The organism is Terrabacter sp. 2RAF25 (genome assembly GCF_052115265.1).
Classification (GTDB): domain Bacteria; phylum Actinomycetota; class Actinomycetes; order Actinomycetales; family Dermatophilaceae; genus Terrabacter.
This window is the reverse complement of sequence record NZ_JBFRGJ010000002.1, coordinates 1,085,754-1,105,366: the sequence shown is the minus strand read 5'-3', so window position 1 is coordinate 1,105,366 and position 19,613 is coordinate 1,085,754. Positions and strand designations below refer to the sequence as shown.

Annotated in this window: 19 protein-coding genes; 7 read left to right on the top strand and 12 right to left on the bottom strand. The window is 71.8% G+C overall.

The annotated features are described in order from the left end of the window. Positions 1-6: 6 nt before the first annotated feature. Positions 7-858 carry an ABC transporter permease gene (locus AB4091_RS08415; RefSeq protein WP_442291280.1) on the bottom strand — a complete coding sequence of 284 codons (852 nt, stop codon included), beginning with the start codon at positions 856-858 and terminating at the stop codon, positions 7-9. Continuing rightward, on the bottom strand, positions 855-1,901 hold the full coding sequence (locus AB4091_RS08410) for an ATP-binding cassette domain-containing protein (RefSeq protein ID WP_442291279.1): 1,047 nt from the start codon (positions 1,899-1,901) through the stop codon (positions 855-857). The genes AB4091_RS08415 and AB4091_RS08410 overlap by 4 nt, the downstream gene beginning before the upstream one ends. A 235-nt stretch (positions 1,902-2,136) precedes the next feature. On the opposite strand from AB4091_RS08410, the gene AB4091_RS08405 reads away from it, so the two are divergent. Next, entirely contained in the window at positions 2,137-2,559 is a 423-nt protein-coding gene (locus AB4091_RS08405; protein WP_442291278.1) for a helix-turn-helix domain-containing protein, read from the top strand. A gap of 76 nt (positions 2,560-2,635) precedes the next feature. Here the strand turns inward: AB4091_RS08405 and AB4091_RS08400 are convergent, their stop codons facing one another. From AB4091_RS08400 to AB4091_RS08390, 3 genes are read right to left on the bottom strand one after another with little or no spacing between them, the layout of a single operon-like run. Then, positions 2,636-3,589, bottom strand: a complete 954-nt coding sequence (locus AB4091_RS08400; RefSeq protein WP_442291277.1) for a phage tail tip lysozyme — start codon at positions 3,587-3,589, stop codon at positions 2,636-2,638. 13 nt (positions 3,590-3,602) lie between these two features. Then, positions 3,603-4,733, bottom strand: coding sequence for a peptidoglycan recognition protein family protein (locus AB4091_RS08395; RefSeq protein WP_442291276.1), 1,131 nt, complete (start codon positions 4,731-4,733; stop codon positions 3,603-3,605). Positions 4,734-4,757: 24 nt separating this feature from the next. Then, positions 4,758-5,507 (bottom strand): D-Ala-D-Ala carboxypeptidase family metallohydrolase, encoded by a 750-nt coding sequence (locus AB4091_RS08390; RefSeq protein ID WP_442291275.1) that lies wholly within the window; start codon positions 5,505-5,507, stop codon positions 4,758-4,760. Between the two features lie 303 nt (positions 5,508-5,810). On the opposite strand from AB4091_RS08390, the gene AB4091_RS08385 reads away from it, so the two are divergent. Next, positions 5,811-6,263 (top strand): hypothetical protein, encoded by a 453-nt coding sequence (locus AB4091_RS08385; RefSeq protein ID WP_442291274.1) that lies wholly within the window; start codon positions 5,811-5,813, stop codon positions 6,261-6,263. Between the two features lie 172 nt (positions 6,264-6,435). After that, positions 6,436-8,838, top strand: a complete 2,403-nt coding sequence (locus AB4091_RS08380; RefSeq protein ID WP_442291273.1) for a tetratricopeptide repeat protein — start codon at positions 6,436-6,438, stop codon at positions 8,836-8,838. Here the strand turns inward: AB4091_RS08380 and AB4091_RS08375 are convergent. After that, a complete protein-coding gene (locus AB4091_RS08375; RefSeq protein WP_442291272.1) occupies positions 8,825-9,451 on the bottom strand; it encodes a ClpP family protease in 627 nt (208 codons plus the stop codon). The two genes, AB4091_RS08380 and AB4091_RS08375, sit on opposite strands and share 14 nt — an antisense overlap. After that, positions 9,448-10,056 carry an ATP-dependent Clp protease proteolytic subunit gene (locus AB4091_RS08370; protein WP_442291271.1) on the bottom strand — a complete coding sequence of 203 codons (609 nt, stop codon included), beginning with the start codon at positions 10,054-10,056 and terminating at the stop codon, positions 9,448-9,450. The genes AB4091_RS08375 and AB4091_RS08370 overlap by 4 nt, the downstream gene beginning before the upstream one ends. Before the next feature lie 129 nt (positions 10,057-10,185). On the opposite strand from AB4091_RS08370, the gene AB4091_RS08365 reads away from it, so the two are divergent. Then, positions 10,186-10,734: a DinB family protein gene (locus tag AB4091_RS08365; RefSeq protein ID WP_442291270.1), complete on the top strand. Its 549-nt coding sequence runs from the start codon at positions 10,186-10,188 to the stop codon at positions 10,732-10,734. Here the strand turns inward: AB4091_RS08365 and AB4091_RS08360 are convergent. Then, positions 10,728-11,915: a glycosyltransferase 87 family protein gene (locus AB4091_RS08360; RefSeq protein ID WP_442291269.1), complete on the bottom strand. Its 1,188-nt coding sequence runs from the start codon at positions 11,913-11,915 to the stop codon at positions 10,728-10,730. The genes AB4091_RS08365 and AB4091_RS08360 overlap by 7 nt on opposite strands. A 64-nt stretch (positions 11,916-11,979) precedes the next feature. On the opposite strand from AB4091_RS08360, the gene AB4091_RS08355 reads away from it, so the two are divergent. Both AB4091_RS08355 and AB4091_RS08350 read left to right on the top strand, forming a co-directional pair. Further along, positions 11,980-13,626, top strand: coding sequence for an FAD-binding dehydrogenase (locus AB4091_RS08355; RefSeq protein WP_442291268.1), 1,647 nt, complete (start codon positions 11,980-11,982; stop codon positions 13,624-13,626). 133 nt (positions 13,627-13,759) lie between these two features. Further along, entirely contained in the window at positions 13,760-14,272 is a 513-nt protein-coding gene (locus tag AB4091_RS08350) for an Hsp20/alpha crystallin family protein (RefSeq protein WP_442291267.1), read from the top strand. An 81-nt stretch (positions 14,273-14,353) separates the two neighbouring features. Here the strand turns inward: AB4091_RS08350 and AB4091_RS08345 are convergent, their stop codons facing one another. After that, entirely contained in the window at positions 14,354-15,577 is a 1,224-nt protein-coding gene (locus AB4091_RS08345; RefSeq protein WP_442291266.1) for an MFS transporter, read from the bottom strand. A gap of 142 nt (positions 15,578-15,719) precedes the next feature. Here AB4091_RS08345 and AB4091_RS08340 point away from each other — a divergent pair, with 142 nt between their 5' ends. Further along, entirely contained in the window at positions 15,720-16,157 is a 438-nt protein-coding gene (locus AB4091_RS08340; protein WP_442291265.1) for a MarR family winged helix-turn-helix transcriptional regulator, read from the top strand. A gap of 25 nt (positions 16,158-16,182) precedes the next feature. On the opposite strand, the gene AB4091_RS08335 is transcribed toward AB4091_RS08340, so the two are convergent. From AB4091_RS08335 to AB4091_RS08325, 3 genes are all read right to left on the bottom strand, one after another. After that, positions 16,183-17,265: a DNA polymerase IV gene (locus tag AB4091_RS08335; protein ID WP_442291264.1), complete on the bottom strand. Its 1,083-nt coding sequence runs from the start codon at positions 17,263-17,265 to the stop codon at positions 16,183-16,185. 38 nt (positions 17,266-17,303) lie between these two features. Further along, positions 17,304-17,735 (bottom strand): hypothetical protein, encoded by a 432-nt coding sequence (locus AB4091_RS08330; protein ID WP_442291263.1) that lies wholly within the window; start codon positions 17,733-17,735, stop codon positions 17,304-17,306. 99 nt (positions 17,736-17,834) lie between these two features. After that, on the bottom strand, positions 17,835-19,520 hold the full coding sequence (locus AB4091_RS08325; protein WP_442291262.1) for a hypothetical protein: 1,686 nt from the start codon (positions 19,518-19,520) through the stop codon (positions 17,835-17,837). Between the last annotated feature and the right edge of the window lie 93 nt (positions 19,521-19,613).

The following is a 19,613-nucleotide window of genomic DNA, read 5'->3' as shown; positions in this document are numbered from 1 at the left end:
GAGGCCCTACTCGGACGTGCGGTGGTTGAACGCGCGGATCGACAGCGGCGCCAGGACGGCCGTCAGCAGGACCGACCAGAGCACCGTCGCGAGCACGGGGTGATGCAGCGGCAGTGCGGAGTCGGGCGGCAGCGGCACCGTGTTGCCCCACAGCTCGCGCATGGCTCGCACGAGCGAGCTGATCGGGTTCCACTCGGCGATGGTGCGCAGCCAGGCGGGGTTCATGTTGGCGGCCGGTGCGAACGTGTCGGCGAGGAAGGTCAGGGGGAAGATCGCCGTGAACATCACGCCCTGCACCGCCTCGGCGGTCTTGAGACGCGAGCCGGCGAGGATGCCGATCCACATCATCGCGAAGCCGAAGAGCAGCAGCAGCGCGAAGCCGAGCAGGCCCTTGGCGAAGCCGGTGTGGATGCGCCAGCCGATGAGCAGGCCGGTCACGGCCATGACGACCGTGCCGATGCTCGAGTGGATGAGGCTCGAGATGCTGCGACCGACGAGCACCGAGGCGCGCGAGATCGGCAGCGACCTGAACCGGTCGATGATGCCCTTGTTGAGGTCGTTCGTCAGGCCGATGGCCACGATGAAGCAGGAGAACGCCATCGTCTGCGCCATGATGCCGGGCAGCAGCCACTCGCGGTAGTTCACCCCGGCGTTGATCGAGCCGCCGAAGACGTAGGCGAACAGCACGACGAACATGATCGGCTGGAAGGTGACGTCGGCGAGCATCTCCGGCATCCGCCGGATGTGCTTGACGTTGCGCCAGACGTGCGTGCGCACCTGCTTCCACATGCCAGGTGGCTCGATGGTCAGCCGTGCCGGCTGCGTGGCCACCTCCTCGCGCACGGTCGTGTCGCTCATGACCGGCCTCCCTTCGTGGTGTGTGGGACCCGCTCGGCGTCGGTCTCCTCCGCGGACTCGTCGACCTCTTCGGCCTTGCGGCCGGTGAGGTGCAGGAAGACGTCGTCGAGGCTGGGCCGCTTGAGGCCGAGGTCGTCGAGCACGATCTCGGACCCGTCGAAGATGCTCGCGATCCGCGTCACGTCGGCGAGCCCGTCGGCGGGGGCCGTGAGCTGGCGAGCCCCCTCGTCGACGTGCACCTCTCGGACGTGGGAGGCGAGCAGGCCCCTCGCCGCCTCGAGCTGGTGGGCGTGCGAGACCGTCACGACGAGGGCGGCCTGGCCGGACTGGTCCTTGAGCTCGAGCGGCGTGCCCTCGGCGATGATGCGGCCGTGGTCGATGACGACGATGCGGTCGGCCAGCTGGTCGGCCTCTTCGAGGTACTGCGTCGTGAGCAGCAGCGTCGTGCCCTCGCGGACGAGGCCGCGCAGAACCTCCCAGAGCTCGACGCGGCTGCGCGGGTCGAGCCCCGTCGTGGGCTCGTCGAGGAAGAGCACCCGAGGGGCGGCGATGAGGCTGACCGCGAGGTCGAGTCTGCGGCGCATGCCGCCGGAGTAGTCCTTGACGACCTTGTCGCCGGCGTCGGAGAGCGAGAACCGCTCGAGGAGGTCGTCTGCGGCCGAGCGGATCTCGGCCTTGCCGAGGCCGTAGAGCGATCCCATCAGTCGGATGTTCTCGCGGCCGGTGAGAAACTCGTCGACGGTGGCGGCCTGGCCGGTGAGGCCCATGCTGCGGCGGACGGCCTCGGGGTCGCGGGTGACGTCGAAGCCGGCGACACGGGCGGTGCCGCTCGTCGGGGTCGTGAGGGTGGTCATCATGCGGACGGTGGTCGTCTTGCCGGCGCCGTTGGGGCCGAGCAGTCCGAGCACCGAACCGCGAGGCACGGAGAACGAGACGTCGTCGACGGCGACCATGTCGTCGAAGCGTTTGACGAGGCGTTCGGCCTCGATGGCTGGTCCGGTGAACCGCTCGTGCGACGCGCGCACGTCGGAGGTGATGGTCATGTGAGGGCTCCCCAAGGGGTGTGTGCAGATGTGAGCTGCGGGTGCATCGATGCGCATCCGAGCCTAGGAGGCGACACCGACAGCGTCACCGATTCATGTGAACGCCGTCAACATGCGTGGGGGACGCGCGCGCACCCACGTTTCGCCCACGGCGTACGGGGTCGTGCTCCGCACCCGGTCGAGAGAGCCTCTGGCCGTGCGACGCTGGACGGACGCACTGAGATCGGAGACGGCCATGACCCAGATCGCCCCCCGCCCGCAGCAGGTCAGCGCGAGCGTCACGCGCACGCCCCTGCTGCGCGAGGTCTACGGCCGCCTGCTCCGCGGCCTGCGCACCCGTCAGGGCCGCACCCTCGCCGAGGTCGCCGCCCGCGCCGGCATCTCGGTCGCCTACCTCTCCGAGGTCGAGCGCGGCCTCAAGGAACCGTCGTCCGAGGTGCTGGAGGCGATCTGCATCTCGCTCGACTCGAGCATCGCGAGCCTGGTCGGCGCCGCGCACCGCGACCTGCGCGACCTCGCCGCCGACGGCGCCACCGGCGGCCGTGTGCTCGACCTCACCTCGCGCGTCGGCTCGAGCCTCGCCGAGCCGACCGGCCACGAGGTCGCCCCGTCGGGCACCCTCCTCGACACGAGCGGCTCGGTGTCGTTGGCCGCCTGACCGGCACCCCGGTCCGCAGTCGACAGAGCAGCTCGTCACACCGGTGACGAGCTGCTCCTGCCGTCGACTGAAGGGCTCAGTCGACGAGGCTGCCCCACGTGTTGTTGCCGACCACACCGTCGACGACGAGGCCCACCTTCGACTGGTAGGACCGCACCGCCGTGTTGGTCGCCGGCCCGAACGAGCCGTCCACCGTCAGCGAGTAGCCGGCGTCGACGAGCTCGCGCTGGAGCCCCGTGACGGCCTCGCCGCTGCTGCCCTGGCGCAGGACCGGCAGGATCGAGTACCACGTGTTGTTGCCGACGACACCGTCGACGGTGAGGCCGTGGGCCGACTGGTAGCTGCGCACCGCGGACTCGGTGCCCGAGCCGAAGGCCCCGTCGGCAGTGACCGTCCGCCCCGAGGCGCGCAGCATGTACTGCAGCGTGCGCACCGCTGCACCCGAACTGCCGTTCCTCAGGACGGGCAGCGCTGTCTCCGTGGAGCCCCCGCCGGTGCCACCGGTGCCGTACTTCGCGAGGACGTCGTTGGCGTACGCCACGCGCTGAGTCGTCGCGCACGTGCCGCAGCGCTCGAACTTCTGCATGAACACGGTCGTCGCGCTGCTGACCGAGGTGGCCCCGCGCAGCTCGGCGAGGCCGTAGCCGGAGAGGGTCGACAGCTCGTACCACGTGAAGTCGAGCTGCGCCGCCAGGGCGTAGCGGCTGCGCCCCGACAGCCCGGCGTACCAGACCATGTTGTCGCGCGAGTCGGTGTCCCACCGGCCGCCCTCGCTCCACTGGGCGATGCCCATGCCGGGTCCGCTGGGCTGGTTGGCGTACGGGTTGACCGGGCTGCCCGACTCCTGGATGAGGTTGCCGACGATGCCCGCAGACTGCCTCTCCGTCAGGCCCTTGCCGACGAAGTAGTCGAAGGCGATCTCGTCGTTCGACGCCGCTGACGCCGACGGCGCCGCAACGACCGCGAGCACCGCGACCGCAGCGCCGGCGATCAGGCCCGCGACTCCACGACGAATCCTGTTGGTCTTCATGGGTTCTCCGTTCCTACGCGAGCAGCTTGGCCCACGTGTTGGGGCCGACGACGGCGTCGGCGTCGAGCGAGTGGGCGGTCTGGAAGGACTTCACGGCCGAGGCGGTGCCCGAGCCGAAGACGCCGTCGACCGTGACGGCATACCCCTTGCTGTTGAGGCAGGTCTGCACACCACGGACGGCGTCGGAGGCCTGCCCCTGGGAGCACGTTGCCGCGAGGGGCGCCTCCCAGGTGGCGCGGCCGATGACGCCGTCGGCGCCGAGCCCCTTGGCCTGCTGGAACGAGACCACGGCTGTCTTGGTGCCGGGGCCGAACGAGCCGTCGACGGTCAGCGAGCGGCCCGAGTGGCGCAGCAGGTACTGCGCAGTCGAGACGCGGAACCCGCTGCTGCCCTGCTGGAGCGTCGGCCACGACCGGGTGGGCGCCGGTGGTGGGTTGCTCGTGCCGAGCCTCGCCGCCACATCGCTCCGCAACTGGGGAAGCCTGGCGTACAGGGCGTTTCCCGGACACTCGGTGTCGAGGAAGTCACGGTGACCGTAGATGTCCTCCGGGCCGAGGGCGTACGCCTGGCAGAGGTACGCGCACAGGTCGACCAGCGCCGTCCACTGGGCCGACGTGGGCAGCGCCGTCGTGTACGTGCCCTCGTTCTCGATGCCGATCGACGTCGAGTTCTGGCCCGTGCAGTGGGCCCCGAGCGGGAACACGGTGCTCGACCCGGAGCCGAGGCCCTCGATGGACCGGTGGCGCCCCTCCATCGTGTAGCCGCCGCGGCTGACCGTGAACTGCTGGCCCGAGTCGATCCAGCCGCGGGCGAAGTGCCACTGCTGGATGTTCCGGGCCAGGGCGTATGCCGCCGCCTGCGAGTAGTCGGTGGTGTTGGCCGACGCAGTGTGGTGGACGAGGATCTTCTGCGGCGGGCCGGTCATGCTCACCGTGCCCGTCGCCGGCTGGGCACCCCACGTGCCGCAGGACGCGATGGTGGGCCGCGCGACGCCGGTGACCGCTGCGTTGGCCGCGCCGGCCTTCGCGACCCCGAGGGCCCCGACGGCGCCGACGCCGAGGGCGCCGAGGGCGCCGACGAGAAGGGACCTCCGGTTCACGCGCGGGACGTCGTTGGCCACGGCCGGGCCGGGGCTGACGGACATGCCGTCACACTCACGACACACGGTTCACCAGCCGGCGCAGGCGTCGGCATCCCAGGCGATGCTGGATCGGATGTCGACGTGGGCGTGGTCGTCGTGTGCCGGGTAGCCCGGGCCGAAGATGCCGCCGAAGCCGGCGTACCGGGCCTGCTTGGCGATGCTGCAGATCGACGTCGCGCTGTCGCCGGGGACGAGGTCGAGTGCGCCCCCGTCGAGGTGCACGCTGTTGCTCGCCCCGCCGACCGACGCGTTGCACGCGGGGTCGCGGAAGCCGGACGTGACCTTCAGCGGATGGTCGCCGAGCTGGTGGCGCAGCGCCTCGGCGCGCCACAGCGCCCGCTTCATGTTCTCCTTCTGGGCCGCTGTCCCGGTGAAGCCCTTGCCGCAGTTGTTGCTCGCCTCGGCGTAGGTGAAGTGGACGGGGCTGCAGTCGGGGTCCTGGAGGGCGTAGATCTTCGAGAAGGTCGCGGGGCCGGCGACCCCGTCGGCTGCGAGGCCGTACGCCTTCTGGAAGTTCGTGACGGCCGTCTTCGTCTGCGCCCCGAAGGAACCGTCGATCCCCATGACCTGGCCGCGCGGAACCCAGCCGGCGACACGGATCTGCAGCTGCGTGACGTCACTGCCAGAGGCGCCCGAGCTGAGGGTCCGCGGCCACGAGTAGCACTCGTCGGCGTGGGCGGTCGGGGCCGACGCGGTCATGGTCGCCGTCGCGACCCCGAGGCCGCCGAGGGCGAGTGCCATGGCCGCGAAGGCGTGGGTGAGCTTGTTCCTGCGCATACGAGTTCCCTTTCGTGAGGTGCTGCGTACCTGTGGTTCGAGACTGTCCGAGGGGGTCGGAGTCCGCGCGCCGAGTGAATGGGGAGAACTCCCCGTGCCGGGGGGCCGGTCCCCCTCAGGCTCGTGACCGGGCTCCCCCGCGGGCCACGCACGGCGACCCGGACATCGCGGTGTCCGGGTCGACCCGGACGCCGGATGTCCGGCCGCACATCGAGCCGTGTCCGTGGGGCGCGATGTCCGGGCCGACCACTCTCGTCGTCAACGGCTCGGCAGCCGCCGACCGCCCCGAACCAGGAGGAACACATGAACAAGAAGCTCGTCGCCGGGCTCGTCAGTCTGGCCGCAGGTGCCAGCGTCGCGATCGCCGTGGCCCCCCCGGCCCAGGCCTCGTCGATGTACGGCTGCACCTACCCGAAGGTCTGCCTCAAGGACGGCAGCTACCAGTCGGGCACGGTGTTCTGGGGCGGGGTCGACACCGTGTACCAGAACCTGCCCACCTCAGGACAGAACCGCGCCGACTCCGTCGTCAACACGCGCAACGACGACTCCGTGTGGCTCATCGACACGGGGTCGTCGCCCGACCGCTACATCTGCATCCCGCGCAACACCGCGGTGAACCTCGGCGACTACACGCTGTCCGGGACCAACACCTGGGCCAACGACGTCGACACGGTGCGCATCTGGAGCGACGACGGCAAGTGCTCGGGCACCTACAACGTGGTGACGGGGACCCGGCCCGACGGCTGGCGCGGCTGACACCCGACCTCCCACAGGGGACCGGGCCCGACCGTCGCGTCGGCCCGATCCCCTGCGTCGTCCACCGTCCCGAGTTGCGGGGTGGCTGCCCCTCCCCCACGATTCGAGGGCGGGACTCCCAAGGCCCGTCTTCGCACGGTCGCATCTGCGGCCCCACCGATCAGGGGACGGTATGGACGGAGATTTCGGGACGGCTCTGCGTCGGATGCGACGTGACGCCGGTCTCACGCAGGAGACGCTCGCCGAGCGCTCGGGCCTCAGCGTCGAGGGCATCAGCGCCCTTGAGCGGGGCCACCGCAAGCAGCCCCGAGCCGACACGGTCGCCCTGCTCGCCGACGGGCTCAGGCTCGGGCCCGAGGAGCGTTCGGCCCTCGCGGGCGCCGCTTCGAGGGCCCGGGTCGTGCCCGCCTCGAGGCGCGACGGGGCCCCTCGTCAGCTCCCCTCGCGCACCCACGCGTTCACGGGCCGTGAGGCCGAGCTGCGCACCGTCACCGGCCTTCTGTCGCAGCCCGGGGAGCGCGACGCCCCGGCCGTCGTCGCGATCGTCGGGATGGGCGGGCTCGGCAAGACGACGCTCGCGGTCCACGCGGCGTCGGCGCTCGTCGACCACTACCCCGACGGCCAGCTCTACCTCGACCTGCGGGGTCACGACGCGAGGGCCCCGCTCACGGCGCTGCGGGCCCTCACGTTCCTCATCGGCTCGCTCGGCGGCGACGCCGGCGACGTTCCTGACGACCTCGACCACGCGGCCGCGACGTTCCGCTCGATCGTCTCCGGGTCGAGGGTTCTCATCGTGCTCGACAACGCCGCCGACGCTGCCCAGATCGAGCCCCTGATCCCGGCTGAGCCGGGCTGCGCCGTGCTCATCACCAGCCGGCGTGCGGTGTCGGGGCGCGTCGACGTGCACCACGTGCCCCTCGACGTGCTGCCACAGGAGGACTCCCGTCGGCTGCTCGGAGCACTCGTCGGAGCCGATCGCCTCGATGGCGACCCTCGCTCGGCAGAGGAGCTGACCCAAGCCTGCGGCGGCCTCCCACTGGCGCTGCGCATCGTCGCCTCCCGGCTCCAGGCCCGGCCGACGTGGCCCCTGGGCTTCCTCGCATCGCGGCTCACCGAGGCGCGCACATGTTTGAGCGAGCTGTCCGTCGGCGACCTGGCGGTGCGCTCCAACATCGCCCTGTCGGTCGAGCACCTCGAGTCGAGTGACGACCCGGTGGACCACCTCGCCGCCCGCGTGCACCTCTGGTGCGGTCTGCTTCCGGCCGCTGGCCTGTCGGTGGCCACGGTGTCGGCTCTCGTCGACCTTCCGGAACCCTCAGCTGCGGCGGCCCTGGAGCGACTGGTCGACGTCAGCCTCGTCGAGGCCGTCGCCCCCGGCCGCTACCGGGTGCACGACCTCGTCCACGCCGTGGCGCGAGATCGTGCCGCAGCCCAGCTCGACAGGGCCGAGCAGGTCAGCGCCATCGAGCGGCTCACGCTCTTCTACGTCGCCGTCGGTTGGCGCACCCGTCACCACTGCCGCCCCACGCCGCCCGGCGTCGATGCGGACTCGCTCACACGTGCGTCGGGGTCGCTCGTCGAGACGGCGGACTGTCTCGACCTGCTCGTCGCTGACGCCGACCAGTGCACGGCACTGGCCGGGATGCTCTCCTGCACGGGACACCCTGCACGTCGCCATCTGCCCTGGCTTGTGCTCGGGCTCATCACCTTCTTCGTCGGCAGGGTCGACACGTCGGGATGGCCCGAGATGCTGGTCCTCGCGCTCGAGTCGGCAGACGGCACTGGCGCCGACCCCGCGGTGTCGGGGCACCTTCGCGAAGACCTCGCGCTCGCGCTCAGCGGCCGGGGCGAGCACCTGGCCGCACTCGAGGAGGCGCGTGCGGCGACGGCGCTGTTCGAGCTGGCGCGCGACGAGCGGTCACGCGCCTCGGCCCTCGGCACCGAGGCGATCATCCTGGGCCGACTGGATCGCATCCCCGACGCGATCGCGCTGCGGGAACAGGCCCGTCTCCTCAGCGAGTCGGTCGGTGACGACCGCGCCGTCGCGGCCGCCCACCGTGACCTCGGGCTGCTCCTCGCCCGCGTCGGGGACTTCGACGCCGCCATCGACCACGAGGGCCGGTCGCTCGAGATCTACACCCGCATCGGGGTGACGCGCGGGATCGCGATGGCTGCAGTCAACCTCGGCGTCATGCTCCGCGACACCGGCGAGCTCGCCAGGGCGAGGGTCCACCTCGAGCAGAGCGTCGCGATCTTCCACGAGATCGGCGACCGGGCGGGCGAGACGGAGGCCCTCGACGAGCTCGGCTACTGGCACGTCGTGGCCGGCGATCCCGGGCTCGGGCTCACGATCCTCAGTGACGGTCTGGCCCTCGTCGACGACAGCGACACGGGCCAGTGGGAGGCGAGCATCCGCAAGCGGCTCGGCCTTGCGCTGCTGCGTCTCGGACGTCGTGCCGAGGCCGAGCACCACTGGCACGCGGCCGTCCAGATCCACATGCGCCGGGGTGAGTGGCGGGCGGTCGCCGAGGCCCACCAGCTCTTCGTTCCCCCAGCCGCGCTCACCCCCTCGTGACCACCGTGTCGAGCTCGGCCTCCGAGGCTCGCTCGATCACGTGGTCGACGAGTCCGAACTCGACGGCCTGGTCGGCGGTCAGCACCTTGTCGCGGTCGGTGTCCAAGCGCAGCTGCTCGATGCTCCGGCCGGTGTGCCGACTCAGCACCTCCTCGACCTGCGACCGCACGCGCAGCAGCTCGTCGGCCTGCAGGGACAGGTCGCTCACCGTTCCCTGGCCGCCCCCCGACGGCTGGTGCAGCAGCACCCGCGAGTGCCGCAGGGCGAAGCGCCGGCCCGGCTCGCCGGCAGCCAGCAGCACGGCCGCGGCCGACGCCGCCTGGCCGAGGCAGTAGGTCGCGACGGGTGTCGGCACGAACTGCATCGTGTCGTAGATCGCCATCAGGGCCGTGAAGGAGCCCCCCGGGCTGTTGACGTAGAGCGAGACCTCGCGGTCCGCCGCCACGTCGGCCAGGTGGAGCAGCTGGGCCATGACGACGTTGGCCACGCCGTCATCGAGCTCCGTGCCCACGAAGATGATCCGCTCCTGCAGCAGTCGGCTGTAGATGTCGAAGCTGCGCTCGCCGGCCGGGGTGCGCTCGATGACGTAGGGGATCGTGTAGCCGGCGGTCATCTCAGGCCCACCTTCCGCTCTACACCGACCGGGCGGACGTCCGTCAGCGAGGTGACGACATGGTCGACGATGCCGTACGCCTCGGCCTCCTCGGCACTGAACCACCGGTCGCGCTCGCTGTCGCGCGTGATCTGCTCCACCGTCTGTCCCGTGTGCTCCGCCTGCAGCTCGTTGACCCGCTGCTTGACCGCCCTGAGGTTGTTGGCCTGCACCTCGACGTCAGCGGCGGTGCCCTGGATGCCGGCAGACGGCTGGTGCATCATGATCCGCGCATTGGGCAGCGCGAACCTCTTGCCCGGCGTGCCGGCACCGAGGAGGAACTGACCCATCGAGGCTGCGAATCCCACTGCGAGAGTGGACACGTCGTTGGGGATCACCCGCATCGTGTCGTAGATGGCGAGACCTGCCGTGACCGAGCCGCCGGGGCTGTTCACGTAGAGGCTGATGTCGGCGCGCGGGTCGCGGGCCGAGAGCAGGAGCAGCTGGGCGGTGATCCGGTTGGCGATCGGGTCGTCGACCTCCGCCCCGAGGACGATGATCCGCTGGTGGAGCAGCTGCATCGACAGCTGGTCGTCCAGCAGCGCTGGCGTGAGTGTGTCGGTCATGTCGACCAGCGTCCGTCAAGCGATGCGGCATACGGAATCTTCCTCTGCCGCCGGCAGATTCGCCGAGAGCGTATGCCGCCCGGCCGATATCGCGTGGCGCGTCGTCGCCCGCTGCACGACGATGGCGGCATGGCCGGACAGAAGTACCCCGACATGTGGGTCGACCCCGAGGACGACCCCCGATCGCAGGACGCCGTGCTCGGCGACGAGCGCGCCACCCTGCTCGACTACCTGCGCACCTACCGGCTGACGCTCGAGATGAAGTGCGCCGGGCTCACGGCCGAGCAGCTCGCGATGCGGTCGGTGCCGCCCTCGACGCTGTCACTGCTCGGCCTGGTCCGCCACCTCGCGCAGGTCGAGCAGAGCTGGTTCCGTCGCGTCATGGCCGGGGAGGACGTGCCCTTCCTCTACCGCACGGTCGATGACCGCGACGCCGACTTCACCGGAGCGGTGGGTGACGACGACGTCGTGGCGGAAGCGTGGGCCCGCTGGCGCGAGGAGGTCGCCAACGCCGAGGCGTTCGTCGAGGAGGCGGAGTCGCTCGACCTCGTGAGCCTCGACCCGGCGAACCCGATCCAGCTGCGCGAGGTGCTGGTGCACATGGTCGAGGAGTACGCCCGTCACTGCGGCCACGCAGACCTCCTCAGGGAGTGCATCGACGGCCGCACGGGTCAGTAGCCGACCCCTTGGTGCGACGCCCGGCCGACCCTCTCACGACGTCCCGGGTGCCCGACTCGGGAGGTGAGGGCGAGCGCCGCCCAGAGGACCACGGCGAGGGCAGCGAGCAGGTACGCGTTGCCGATGAGGTGCTCGACCGGGCTCCACGCGTACTCACGGCGCTGGCCCCACGGGGGCCACAGGATCGGGCGGGCCACGAAGACCGCGGTCCACGCTGCGGCCGCCCATCGGCTCCGCTCCCACAGGCAGAGGGCGACAGGCACGGCCCACACCCAGTGGTGCGACCACGAGATCGGCGACACGACCAGTGCCGCCAGCGCCGCCACGCACGTGGCGAGCACGTGGTCACCGCGGAGCCACCAGCGTCGCGCGACGAGCAGGATCGCCGCGCCGAGCGGCACCGCGACCGCGAGCCACACCAGGGTCGGCGGGCGGCCGTCCAGCAGCCGGGTCAGCGCACCGTAGACGGACTGGTTGTGGGCCAGCGCCGGCGGCCCGATGCGGCCGGCGTCGAGGAGACCGTCGGTCCAGTACGACGCGGCCCACCGGGGTGCGGCGAGAAGACCGAGCGCGACCGTGGCGACGAAGGCGACCAGGGCCCGTCGACCGGACGCGCGACGACCTACCAGCAGGAGCAGCAGCACGAACACGAGAGGGGTCAGCTTCAGCCCGGCGACCAGGCCGACGAGCACCCCGGACCAGCGCCGTTCGGGTCGGAGCAGGTCGAACAGCACCGCCGCCATGACGATGACGTTGACCTGCCCGAAGGCGAGGTTCTGCCACACCGGCTCGAGGGCGAGGGCGCCGGCCGTGACGACGGCGGCCAGCCAGCCCGGGGTGGGCCGGCCCGTCGCACGACGAACCATCACCACCACCGCCGCGAGCGCAGCCGTCGACGCCCCCGTCCAGACCGCTGCGGCGAGCCACGCGGGGAGCAGGGCCAGCGGCACCATGACGAGGGCGGCGAACGGCGGGTAGGTGAACGTCAGCCCGGTCACGGGGTCGCGCGGCGCCGAAGCCGGGAGCCCGTCGAGGATCGCCCGGCCGGCCTCCTGGTAGACGAAGAGGTCGGTGAAGCCGCCGTGCAGACCACCCGCGACGGCCGCGGCGACGACCACGACCGCGACCGGGGCAGCGCCGTGCAACAGGCGGGACCACCTCACCGGACGCTGAGCCAGCACCCTCGAATCGTACGCAGGCGCCGCCGACGGCATCGCGCTCGAGCCGGATGACATGATCGGACCCATGGATGCCGACGTCGTCGTCGTGGGAGCCGGCCTCGCCGGCCTCGTCGCCACCGCCGAGCTCGCCGAGCGTGGCAAACGCGTCGTGCTCGTCGACCAGGAGGGCGAGCAGTCGCTGGGCGGCCAGGCGTTCTGGAGTTTCGGCGGCCTCTTCCTCGTCGACAGCCCCGAGCAGCGCCGGATGGGCATCCGGGACAGCCTCGAGCTCGCGACCCAGGACTGGATGGGCTCCGCACAGTTCGACCGCGACGAGGACTTCTGGCCGCGCAAGTGGGCCGAGGCGTACCTCCACTTCGCCGCAGGCGAGAAGCGTTCGTGGCTCCATGAGCAGGGCCACCGGCTCTTCCCCGTCGTCGGCTGGGCCGAGCGCGGCGACGGCCGCGCCGACGGGCACGGCAACTCCGTCCCGCGCTTCCACATCACGTGGGGCACCGGGCCCGGCATCGTCGCGCCGTTCGAACGGCGCGTCCGCGCCGCTGTCGCCGGCGGTCTGGTGACGCTGGCGTTCCGGCACCGCGTCGACGACCTGGTCGTGTCCGGCGGGACGGTCACCGGCGTACGCGGGAGCCTCCTCGCGCCCGACGGCGCCGACCGTGGCCGGCCGAGCAGCCGCGAGGAAGTGGGTGACTTCGAGATCACCGCCCAGGCCGTGGTCGTCACGAGCGGCGGCATCGGCGGCGATCACGACCTCGTCCGCCGAGCCTGGCCGGAGCGGCTCGGCACACCCCCTGCGCGGATGGTCGCCGGCGTGCCGGCACACGTCGACGGGCGCATGCTCGGCATCACCCAGCAGGCCGGCGGCAACGTCATCAACCCCGACCGGATGTGGCACTACACCGAGGGTCTGCGCAACTGGGACCCCGTCTGGCACAACCACGGCATCCGCATCCTGCCCGGGCCGTCCTCGCTGTGGCTCGACGCGCGCGGCCGGCGCTTCCCGGCCCCCTTCTTCCCCGGCTTCGACACGCTCGGCACGCTGGGGCACATCCTGCGCACCGGCTACGACTACTCGTGGTTCGTGCTCACCCAGAAGATCATCGAGAAGGAGTTCGCCCTCTCCGGCTCGGAGCAGAACCCCGACCTCACCGGCAAGGACGTCCGGCAGGTCCTGGGGCGGGCGCGCAGCGGGGCTCCGGCACCGGTCGACGCGTTCATGCGCAAGGGCGAGGACTTCGTCGTCGCCCGCACCCTCGAGGAGCTCGTGCGGGGGATGAACGCCCTCACGGGTGACGACCTCATCGACCTCGAGTCGCTGCGCCGCACGATCGTCGCCCGAGACAACGAGATCGACAACGACTTCACCAAGGACGCCCAGATCACCGCGGTGCGCGGCGCGCGCAACTACCGCGGCGACAAGCTGATCCGCGTGGCGAGCCCTCACCGGCTGCTCGACCCCAAGGCCGGTCCACTGGTGGCGGTGCGCCTCAACATCCTCACGCGCAAGACGCTCGGCGGCCTGGAGACCGACCTGGCCGGCCGCGTCCTCCGGCCCGGCGGCGAACCGCTGCCCGGCATCTACGCGGCCGGTGAGGTGGCGGGCTTCGGCGGCGGCGGCATGCACGGCTACAACTCGCTCGAGGGCACCTTCCTCGGCGGTTGCCTCTTCAGCGGGCGCACCGCAGGGCGATCGGTGGCGGCCGCGCTCTGAGCCCCGGCGCTGCTCTTGACGACCCCCGCCGGGATCGTCTACAACAGGAGAACAAGCACGAAGTTGAGCGGTTTCCACTCAAGAAAGGTTCCGGGAGGCCGATCGGATCGGCCCCGTTCTCCGAGGAGTAGCCATGAGCACCACCACCTTCGACCCGTTCCGCTCCATCGACCGCACGTTCGACCGCCTCCTGGGCGAGGGCCTGCGCGGGGCGTCCACATCCGGATCGATCATGCCGATGGACCTCTACCGGTCCGGCGAGAGCTTCATCGCCCACATCGACCTGCCCGGGGTCGACCCGTCGAGCATCGACATCGACGTCGAGGACCGCACGCTGACCGTCCGCGCCGAACGCCAGCCGCCCGAGGCGGAGGGCGCCCAGTGGCTCTCGCGCGAACGACCCACCGGCACCTTCGCCCGGCAGCTCTCGCTCGGCCGCGGCCTCGCCCTCGACCGCATCCAGGCCGACTACCGCGACGGCGTCCTCTCCCTGACGATCCCGGTCGCCGAGGAGGCCAAGCCACGGCGCATCACCGTCTCGCACGCCGGCTCCCGGGGCGACGGCAACGACGCACGCCGCACCATCGAGTCGTCCGAGGCGCAGGCATCGGACCCGCAGCACACCTCGTCCCCCGCGTCGGTCTGACAGACGGGGGCCCCAGCTGGCGAAGCAGGGCCCGGCGGTCGCACGCCGGGCCCTCACGCTCCCTGTCGACCCGGCCTCGGCCTAGCCGGTCACGGCGAGCACGTCGTCCGTGACCGCGACGCCGACGGCGCGCCTGCGACCCGCGTGCCGCTCGGCCGCGGAGGCCACGACGATCACGAGCAGCCCGAGGCCGGCGAAGCCGGCACCGACCCAGAGCGGCGAGGTCCAGCCGAGCCCTCCGGCGATGGCCAGGCCCGAGACCCAGACGCCGAGGAAGTTGCCGAGGTTGAACGCGGCGATGTTGGCCGACGAGGCCATGGTCGGGGCGCCGGCCGCGTGGGCGAGCACCCGCATCTGCAGGCCGGGCACCGTCGCGAACCCGAAGAAGCCCATCGCCATCAGCATGGCGGCCGCACCCAGCGGGCTCTGCGCAAGCAGCGCGAAGCCCACGAGCGAGACGCCGAGCGCCACGGTGAGGAGCACGAGGGTGCGCGACAGGGCGCGGTCGGCCCAGCGGCCGCCGAGCAGGTTGCCGACGAAGAGCCCGACCCCGAAGAGGACGAGCAGCCACGGCACGGCGGTCTCATCGAAACCGGTGACGCGGGTGAGCAGCGGCTCGACGTACATGAACGCGCCGAACATGCCGCCGAAGACGAGCACCGTCATGCCGAGCGAGAGCCACACCTGGCCGTTTCGGAACGCCGCGAGCTCGGCCCGCAGACCTTGCGTAGCGGCGTGGCCGTCGGCCGCAGCATCCGCGCCGGTGTTCGGGACGAGGGCCGCGATGCCACCGGCGGCGACGACACCGACGGCAGCGATGAGCGCGAAGGTGGCGCGCCAGCCCCACTGCTGGCCGACGAAGGTGCCGAGCGGCACGCCCAGGACGTTGGCGAGGGTGAGGCCGCCGAACATGATGGAGATGGCGCCCGCCTTGCGGTGGGCGGCCACGAGGGAGGCGGCGAGCACGGCGCCGATGCCGAAGAACGCACCGTGTGCGAAGGCTGCGACGACACGTCCGGCGAGCAGTGCGGCATACCCGGGCGCGACGGCCGACAGGCTGTTGCCGATGACGAAGAGGGTCATGAGCAGCAGCAGCGCCCGCTTCGGGCGCCAGCGTGCGAGCAGGGGCGGCAGGGACAGCGCCCCTACGACGACCGCGAGGGCGTAGCCGCTGACGAGATAGCCGGCCGCGGGGATGCTGACGTCGAGGTCGGTGGCGACCGAGGTGAGGAGACCCGCGATGACGAACTCCGTCAGGCCGATGCCGAACGCCCCGAGAGCGAGGGCGATGAGACCGAGTGGCATGTGTTCCTGGTCCTTCCGAGGAGGATGCGGGCGCCGGGGCAAGCCTCGCTGGTTTCGCCGGTATGCCGCGTGTGCAACTACTTGACCGGCGAGACGTTAGTTGCATGCGCGGCATATTGCAAACGCGCGATATGATCGGCGCATGGGAATCGCAGACACCGCCGTCGAGGTGCGCGCCACGGGGTGGCGCACCCTCGCCGCCCTGCACGGCCACATCGAGGCCGCGCTCGAGCGTGAGCTCGTCCGCCGGCACGAGCTCTCGGTCGTCGAGTTCACGGTGCTCGACGCCCTGTCGCGGCAGGACGGGTGGCACATGCGCATGTCACAGCTGGCCCGTGCTGCCGCCCTCTCCTCGTCGGCGACGACGCGTCTCGTCAACCGGCTCGAGGACCGCGGGCTGCTGACGCGGGTGCTCTGCGCCGACGACCGGCGCGGCATCTACACCGAGCTCACGGCAGCGGGTCGCCGCCTGCACGCCCAGGCCCGCCCGACCCACGACGCCGTGCTGGAGGAGTCCCTCGGCAGCGCCGGTGAGGTGCCCGAGCTCGCGGCGCTCGTCGACTTCCTGCACGGGTCCTGACGCGCTGCCCCGAGGCGCCCGCGGCTCAGAGGCGCCCGCGGACCGGGGTGCGCTCGACCGGGTCGCCCTCGTCGGGCATGACCATCTCGGCGCGGACGCCGAGCAGGCGCACCTCGCGTTCGGGGTCGAGCATCGCCGCCAACGCCACGGCCGCCTCGACGACGTCGGCGCGATCGGACGTCGGGGCCTTGAGCTTGCGGGCTCTCGTCTGGGTGAAGAACGGCGCGTAGCGCACCTTGAGGGTGACCCGGAAGACGGGCCGGCCCTCCTTCACGGTGTCGTCGAAGGCCTGGGCGGCGAGCTCGCGCACGGCGTCGCGCACCTCGTCGGGTGTCGTCAGGTTGCGCTGGTAGGTGGTCTCGCGGCTGTGCCCGCGCGCGACCCACGGGGTGTCGTCGACGACGGCCGACCCCATGCCCCGACCCAGCTGGGAATACCAGACACCCATCCGCGGCCCGAACTCGCCGACGAGCACGGCCTCGTCGGCCTCGGCGAGCTGCCGCACGGTCTCGATCTCGTGCGAGGCGAGACGCTTCGAGACCTTGGAGCCGACGCCCCACAGCGCGATCGTCGGCCGGTCTCCCATGACCTCGAACCAATTGTCGCGCGTCAGCCGGAAGACACCGCGTGGCTTGCCGAAGCCCGTCGCGATCTTGGCCCGCACCTTGTTGTCGCCGATGCCGACCGAGCTGTGCAGGGCGGTGACGTCGAGCACGGCATCGCGGACCCGTTGCGCGAAGGCCTCGGGGTCGTCGGTCTGCACCCCGAGAAACGCCTCGTCCCAGCCGAGCACCTCGACGACGACGCCGAGCCCGCGCAGCGTCTCCATCACCCGCTCGGACGCCTCGGTGTAGGCGGGCGCGTCGACCGGGAGGATGACGGCGTCGGGCACCTTGCGCGCCGCCAGGCGAAGCGGCATACCGGAGCCGACGCCGAACTGGCGGGCCTCGTAGCTGGCGGTGGACACGACGGCCCGCTCGGTGGGGTCGCCGCGCCCGCCGACGATGACGGGCCTGCCGACGAGGTCGGGACGTCGGAGCACCTCGACCGCTGCGATGAACTGGTCGAGGTCGACGTGCAGCACCCAGTGGGCCGGGTCGGCGCTCATGTCGCCATTGTGCCCACGCGGACCGACAGGTCAGCCGGTCAACCGCGCGAAGGGCGGTCGCGCTTGGCAGGTCGGGCCGAGCGATCGGCGACCGGCTTGCCGGCCCGGAAGGTGTAGACGGCCGGAGGCTCGGGCGCCTCGGACCCGTCAGGTTCCTCGGCGTTCTCGGGGACTCCGGCGGATCTGGATCCCGGGCGGTCGCCCTGACCGGGCAACGAATCTGCAGCCCACGCGTCGTCGGACGCGACCGGGCCGGCCGCGGCGTCCTGCTCACGAGCGGCCAGCATCACTCCGTGGAAGAGCATCGCCGCCGCCAGCGCGGTCAGCCCGAACGCCCCGACGGCGAGGGGCACACCGGTGTGGGCGCCACCGAGCTCGGAACGGAGCAGGTGCAGCCCGCCGGCGGCCGCGCCCACGATCGCGGAACCGACGAACCAGATGATCGTGCCCCGGGTCATTGAGTGCGCCACGAGGTCACTGTGGCACACGCGAGCGCCGTTGAGGCAGAGGCCTGCTGCTCGGGGCCTCTGGGTTTGCCGCCGAGGGCCGCCGAGGCCGGCAACGAGTCGTCAGCGTCCGGACGTCGCCGACGCGCGCGACGACGTGGCGGCCTTCTTGGCGGCCTTGTTGGCGGCCTTGTTGGCGGCCTTCGTCGATGCCTTCCCCGCAGCGTTCTTCGCGCCCTGCTTCACAGCCTGCTTCGCGGACTTCGTCGCGAGCTTCGCGTCCTTCTGAGCGACCTTCGCGCCTGCCTTTGCCGCTGACTTCGTCTGGACGCCGACGATCGTGGCCCCGGCAGTCTTCCCGGCCTTCTTCACGACGCCGAGGGCGTTGCGCGAGGTCGACGTCGAGCTGAGTCCGCGGACCGACGTGCTGTCCGAGACGGCGCCCTTCGTCGCACCCTGGACCGCGGCCCGAGCCTGCCTGGCCTCGGCCGCGGCAGCCTTGGCCGCCTTGGCGAGGGCGGCCTTGGCTGCCTTCTCGCGCGCCTTCGCAGCCTTCTCGGCGGCCTTCTTCGCCGCCTTCTCGGCAGCCTTGCTGGCGTCAGCGCCGGTCCCCTTGCCGGCGTTCTTGTCGGAGCCCTTGCCGGAGCCCTTGCCGGCGTTCGTGCCGGAGCCCTTGCCGGCGTTCGTGCCGGAGCCCTTGCCGGCGTTCGTGCCGGAGCCCTGGTCGTCGGCCTGGTGACCGACCTGCACATCGACCTGGTCGACCTGGTCGACCTTCGGACTGAGCGCATCGAGAGAGAGGGTCAGGCCCGGGGCGGTGACCGACGGCGCTGCCGGCGACGAAGAAGCCGGAGACGGTGTGGGCACCGCAGCAGGCGTCACGGCCGGAGCCGCGACGTGGGAGGTGACCGGACGGGCGCCGGCCGTGCCACTCGCCGACGGGTTGGACGAGCCGTGCGAAGCGGCGGCCGATCCAGCGGACCCGGCGGATCCGGCGGACCCGGCGGGGTCGCCGGGCGGGGGCACGGCGGCATACGCGGTCCGGGTGCTGACCGCGAACGGTGAGCTGACGGGAACGGGCACGCCACCCGCGACCTCGGGTGCGGGACGACGCTCGTGCGTGGTGACGGAACCGACGATGAGGGCGGTGACGGCGGCACCGAGCAGCACTGCTGCACCCCGCTGGCCACCGACGGGTGAGAGCGACACGTCGCCACGGACGATCGCGGCGGTGGCCGCGAGCAGGGTCGAGACGCCGATGACGACGAGGCCGGCGGTGAGGCCGCCCACGAGGCAGCTGAAGGCGACGAGCGCACCGATGACCGCGAAACCCGACACCGTCCCCTCGGGCAGCCGGCGGGGCTCGGGGTCGGCGAGCAGGTCGACCGGCTCGGGGGCCAGCAGACCAGGCCTGGCCGGCAGCGTGAACGAGGGCTCCTCGAGCACGGCGAAAGCGGACATTTCGGACGTCACGGGAACAGTGTGGGGGAAAGCGGGCTCCACGTCACGTCCTGCCCGTTCACCACCCCGGTCGTCAGCCTTGTCGTCAGCCTTGTCGTCAGCCTTGTCGTCAGCCTTGACGCCACCCTTGTCGCCACCTTGGTCGCCCCCGTGGCCCCCGTCGTGACCATCGCTGCCGGGACGCTCGGCGCGGGGGCTCCGGGAGGGCGCGCCGGCGGCGGCCCAGAGCTGCCAGCCGCGCGGCGGGACGGGCCAGGAGGGGTCGGGCAGCCAGCGGTCGACATCGGCCGACGCGGACCATGCCGGGCGCGGCGGAGTGCCGTGCGTGGGCGTCGTGTGCGTGGTCACCGGACTCACTTCTCCTGCGTCAGCGCGCGGCCCGCTCGATGAGCGGGACCTCTCATAGCAGAACAGTACGGTGCAGAGTCACGTTTTGTACCG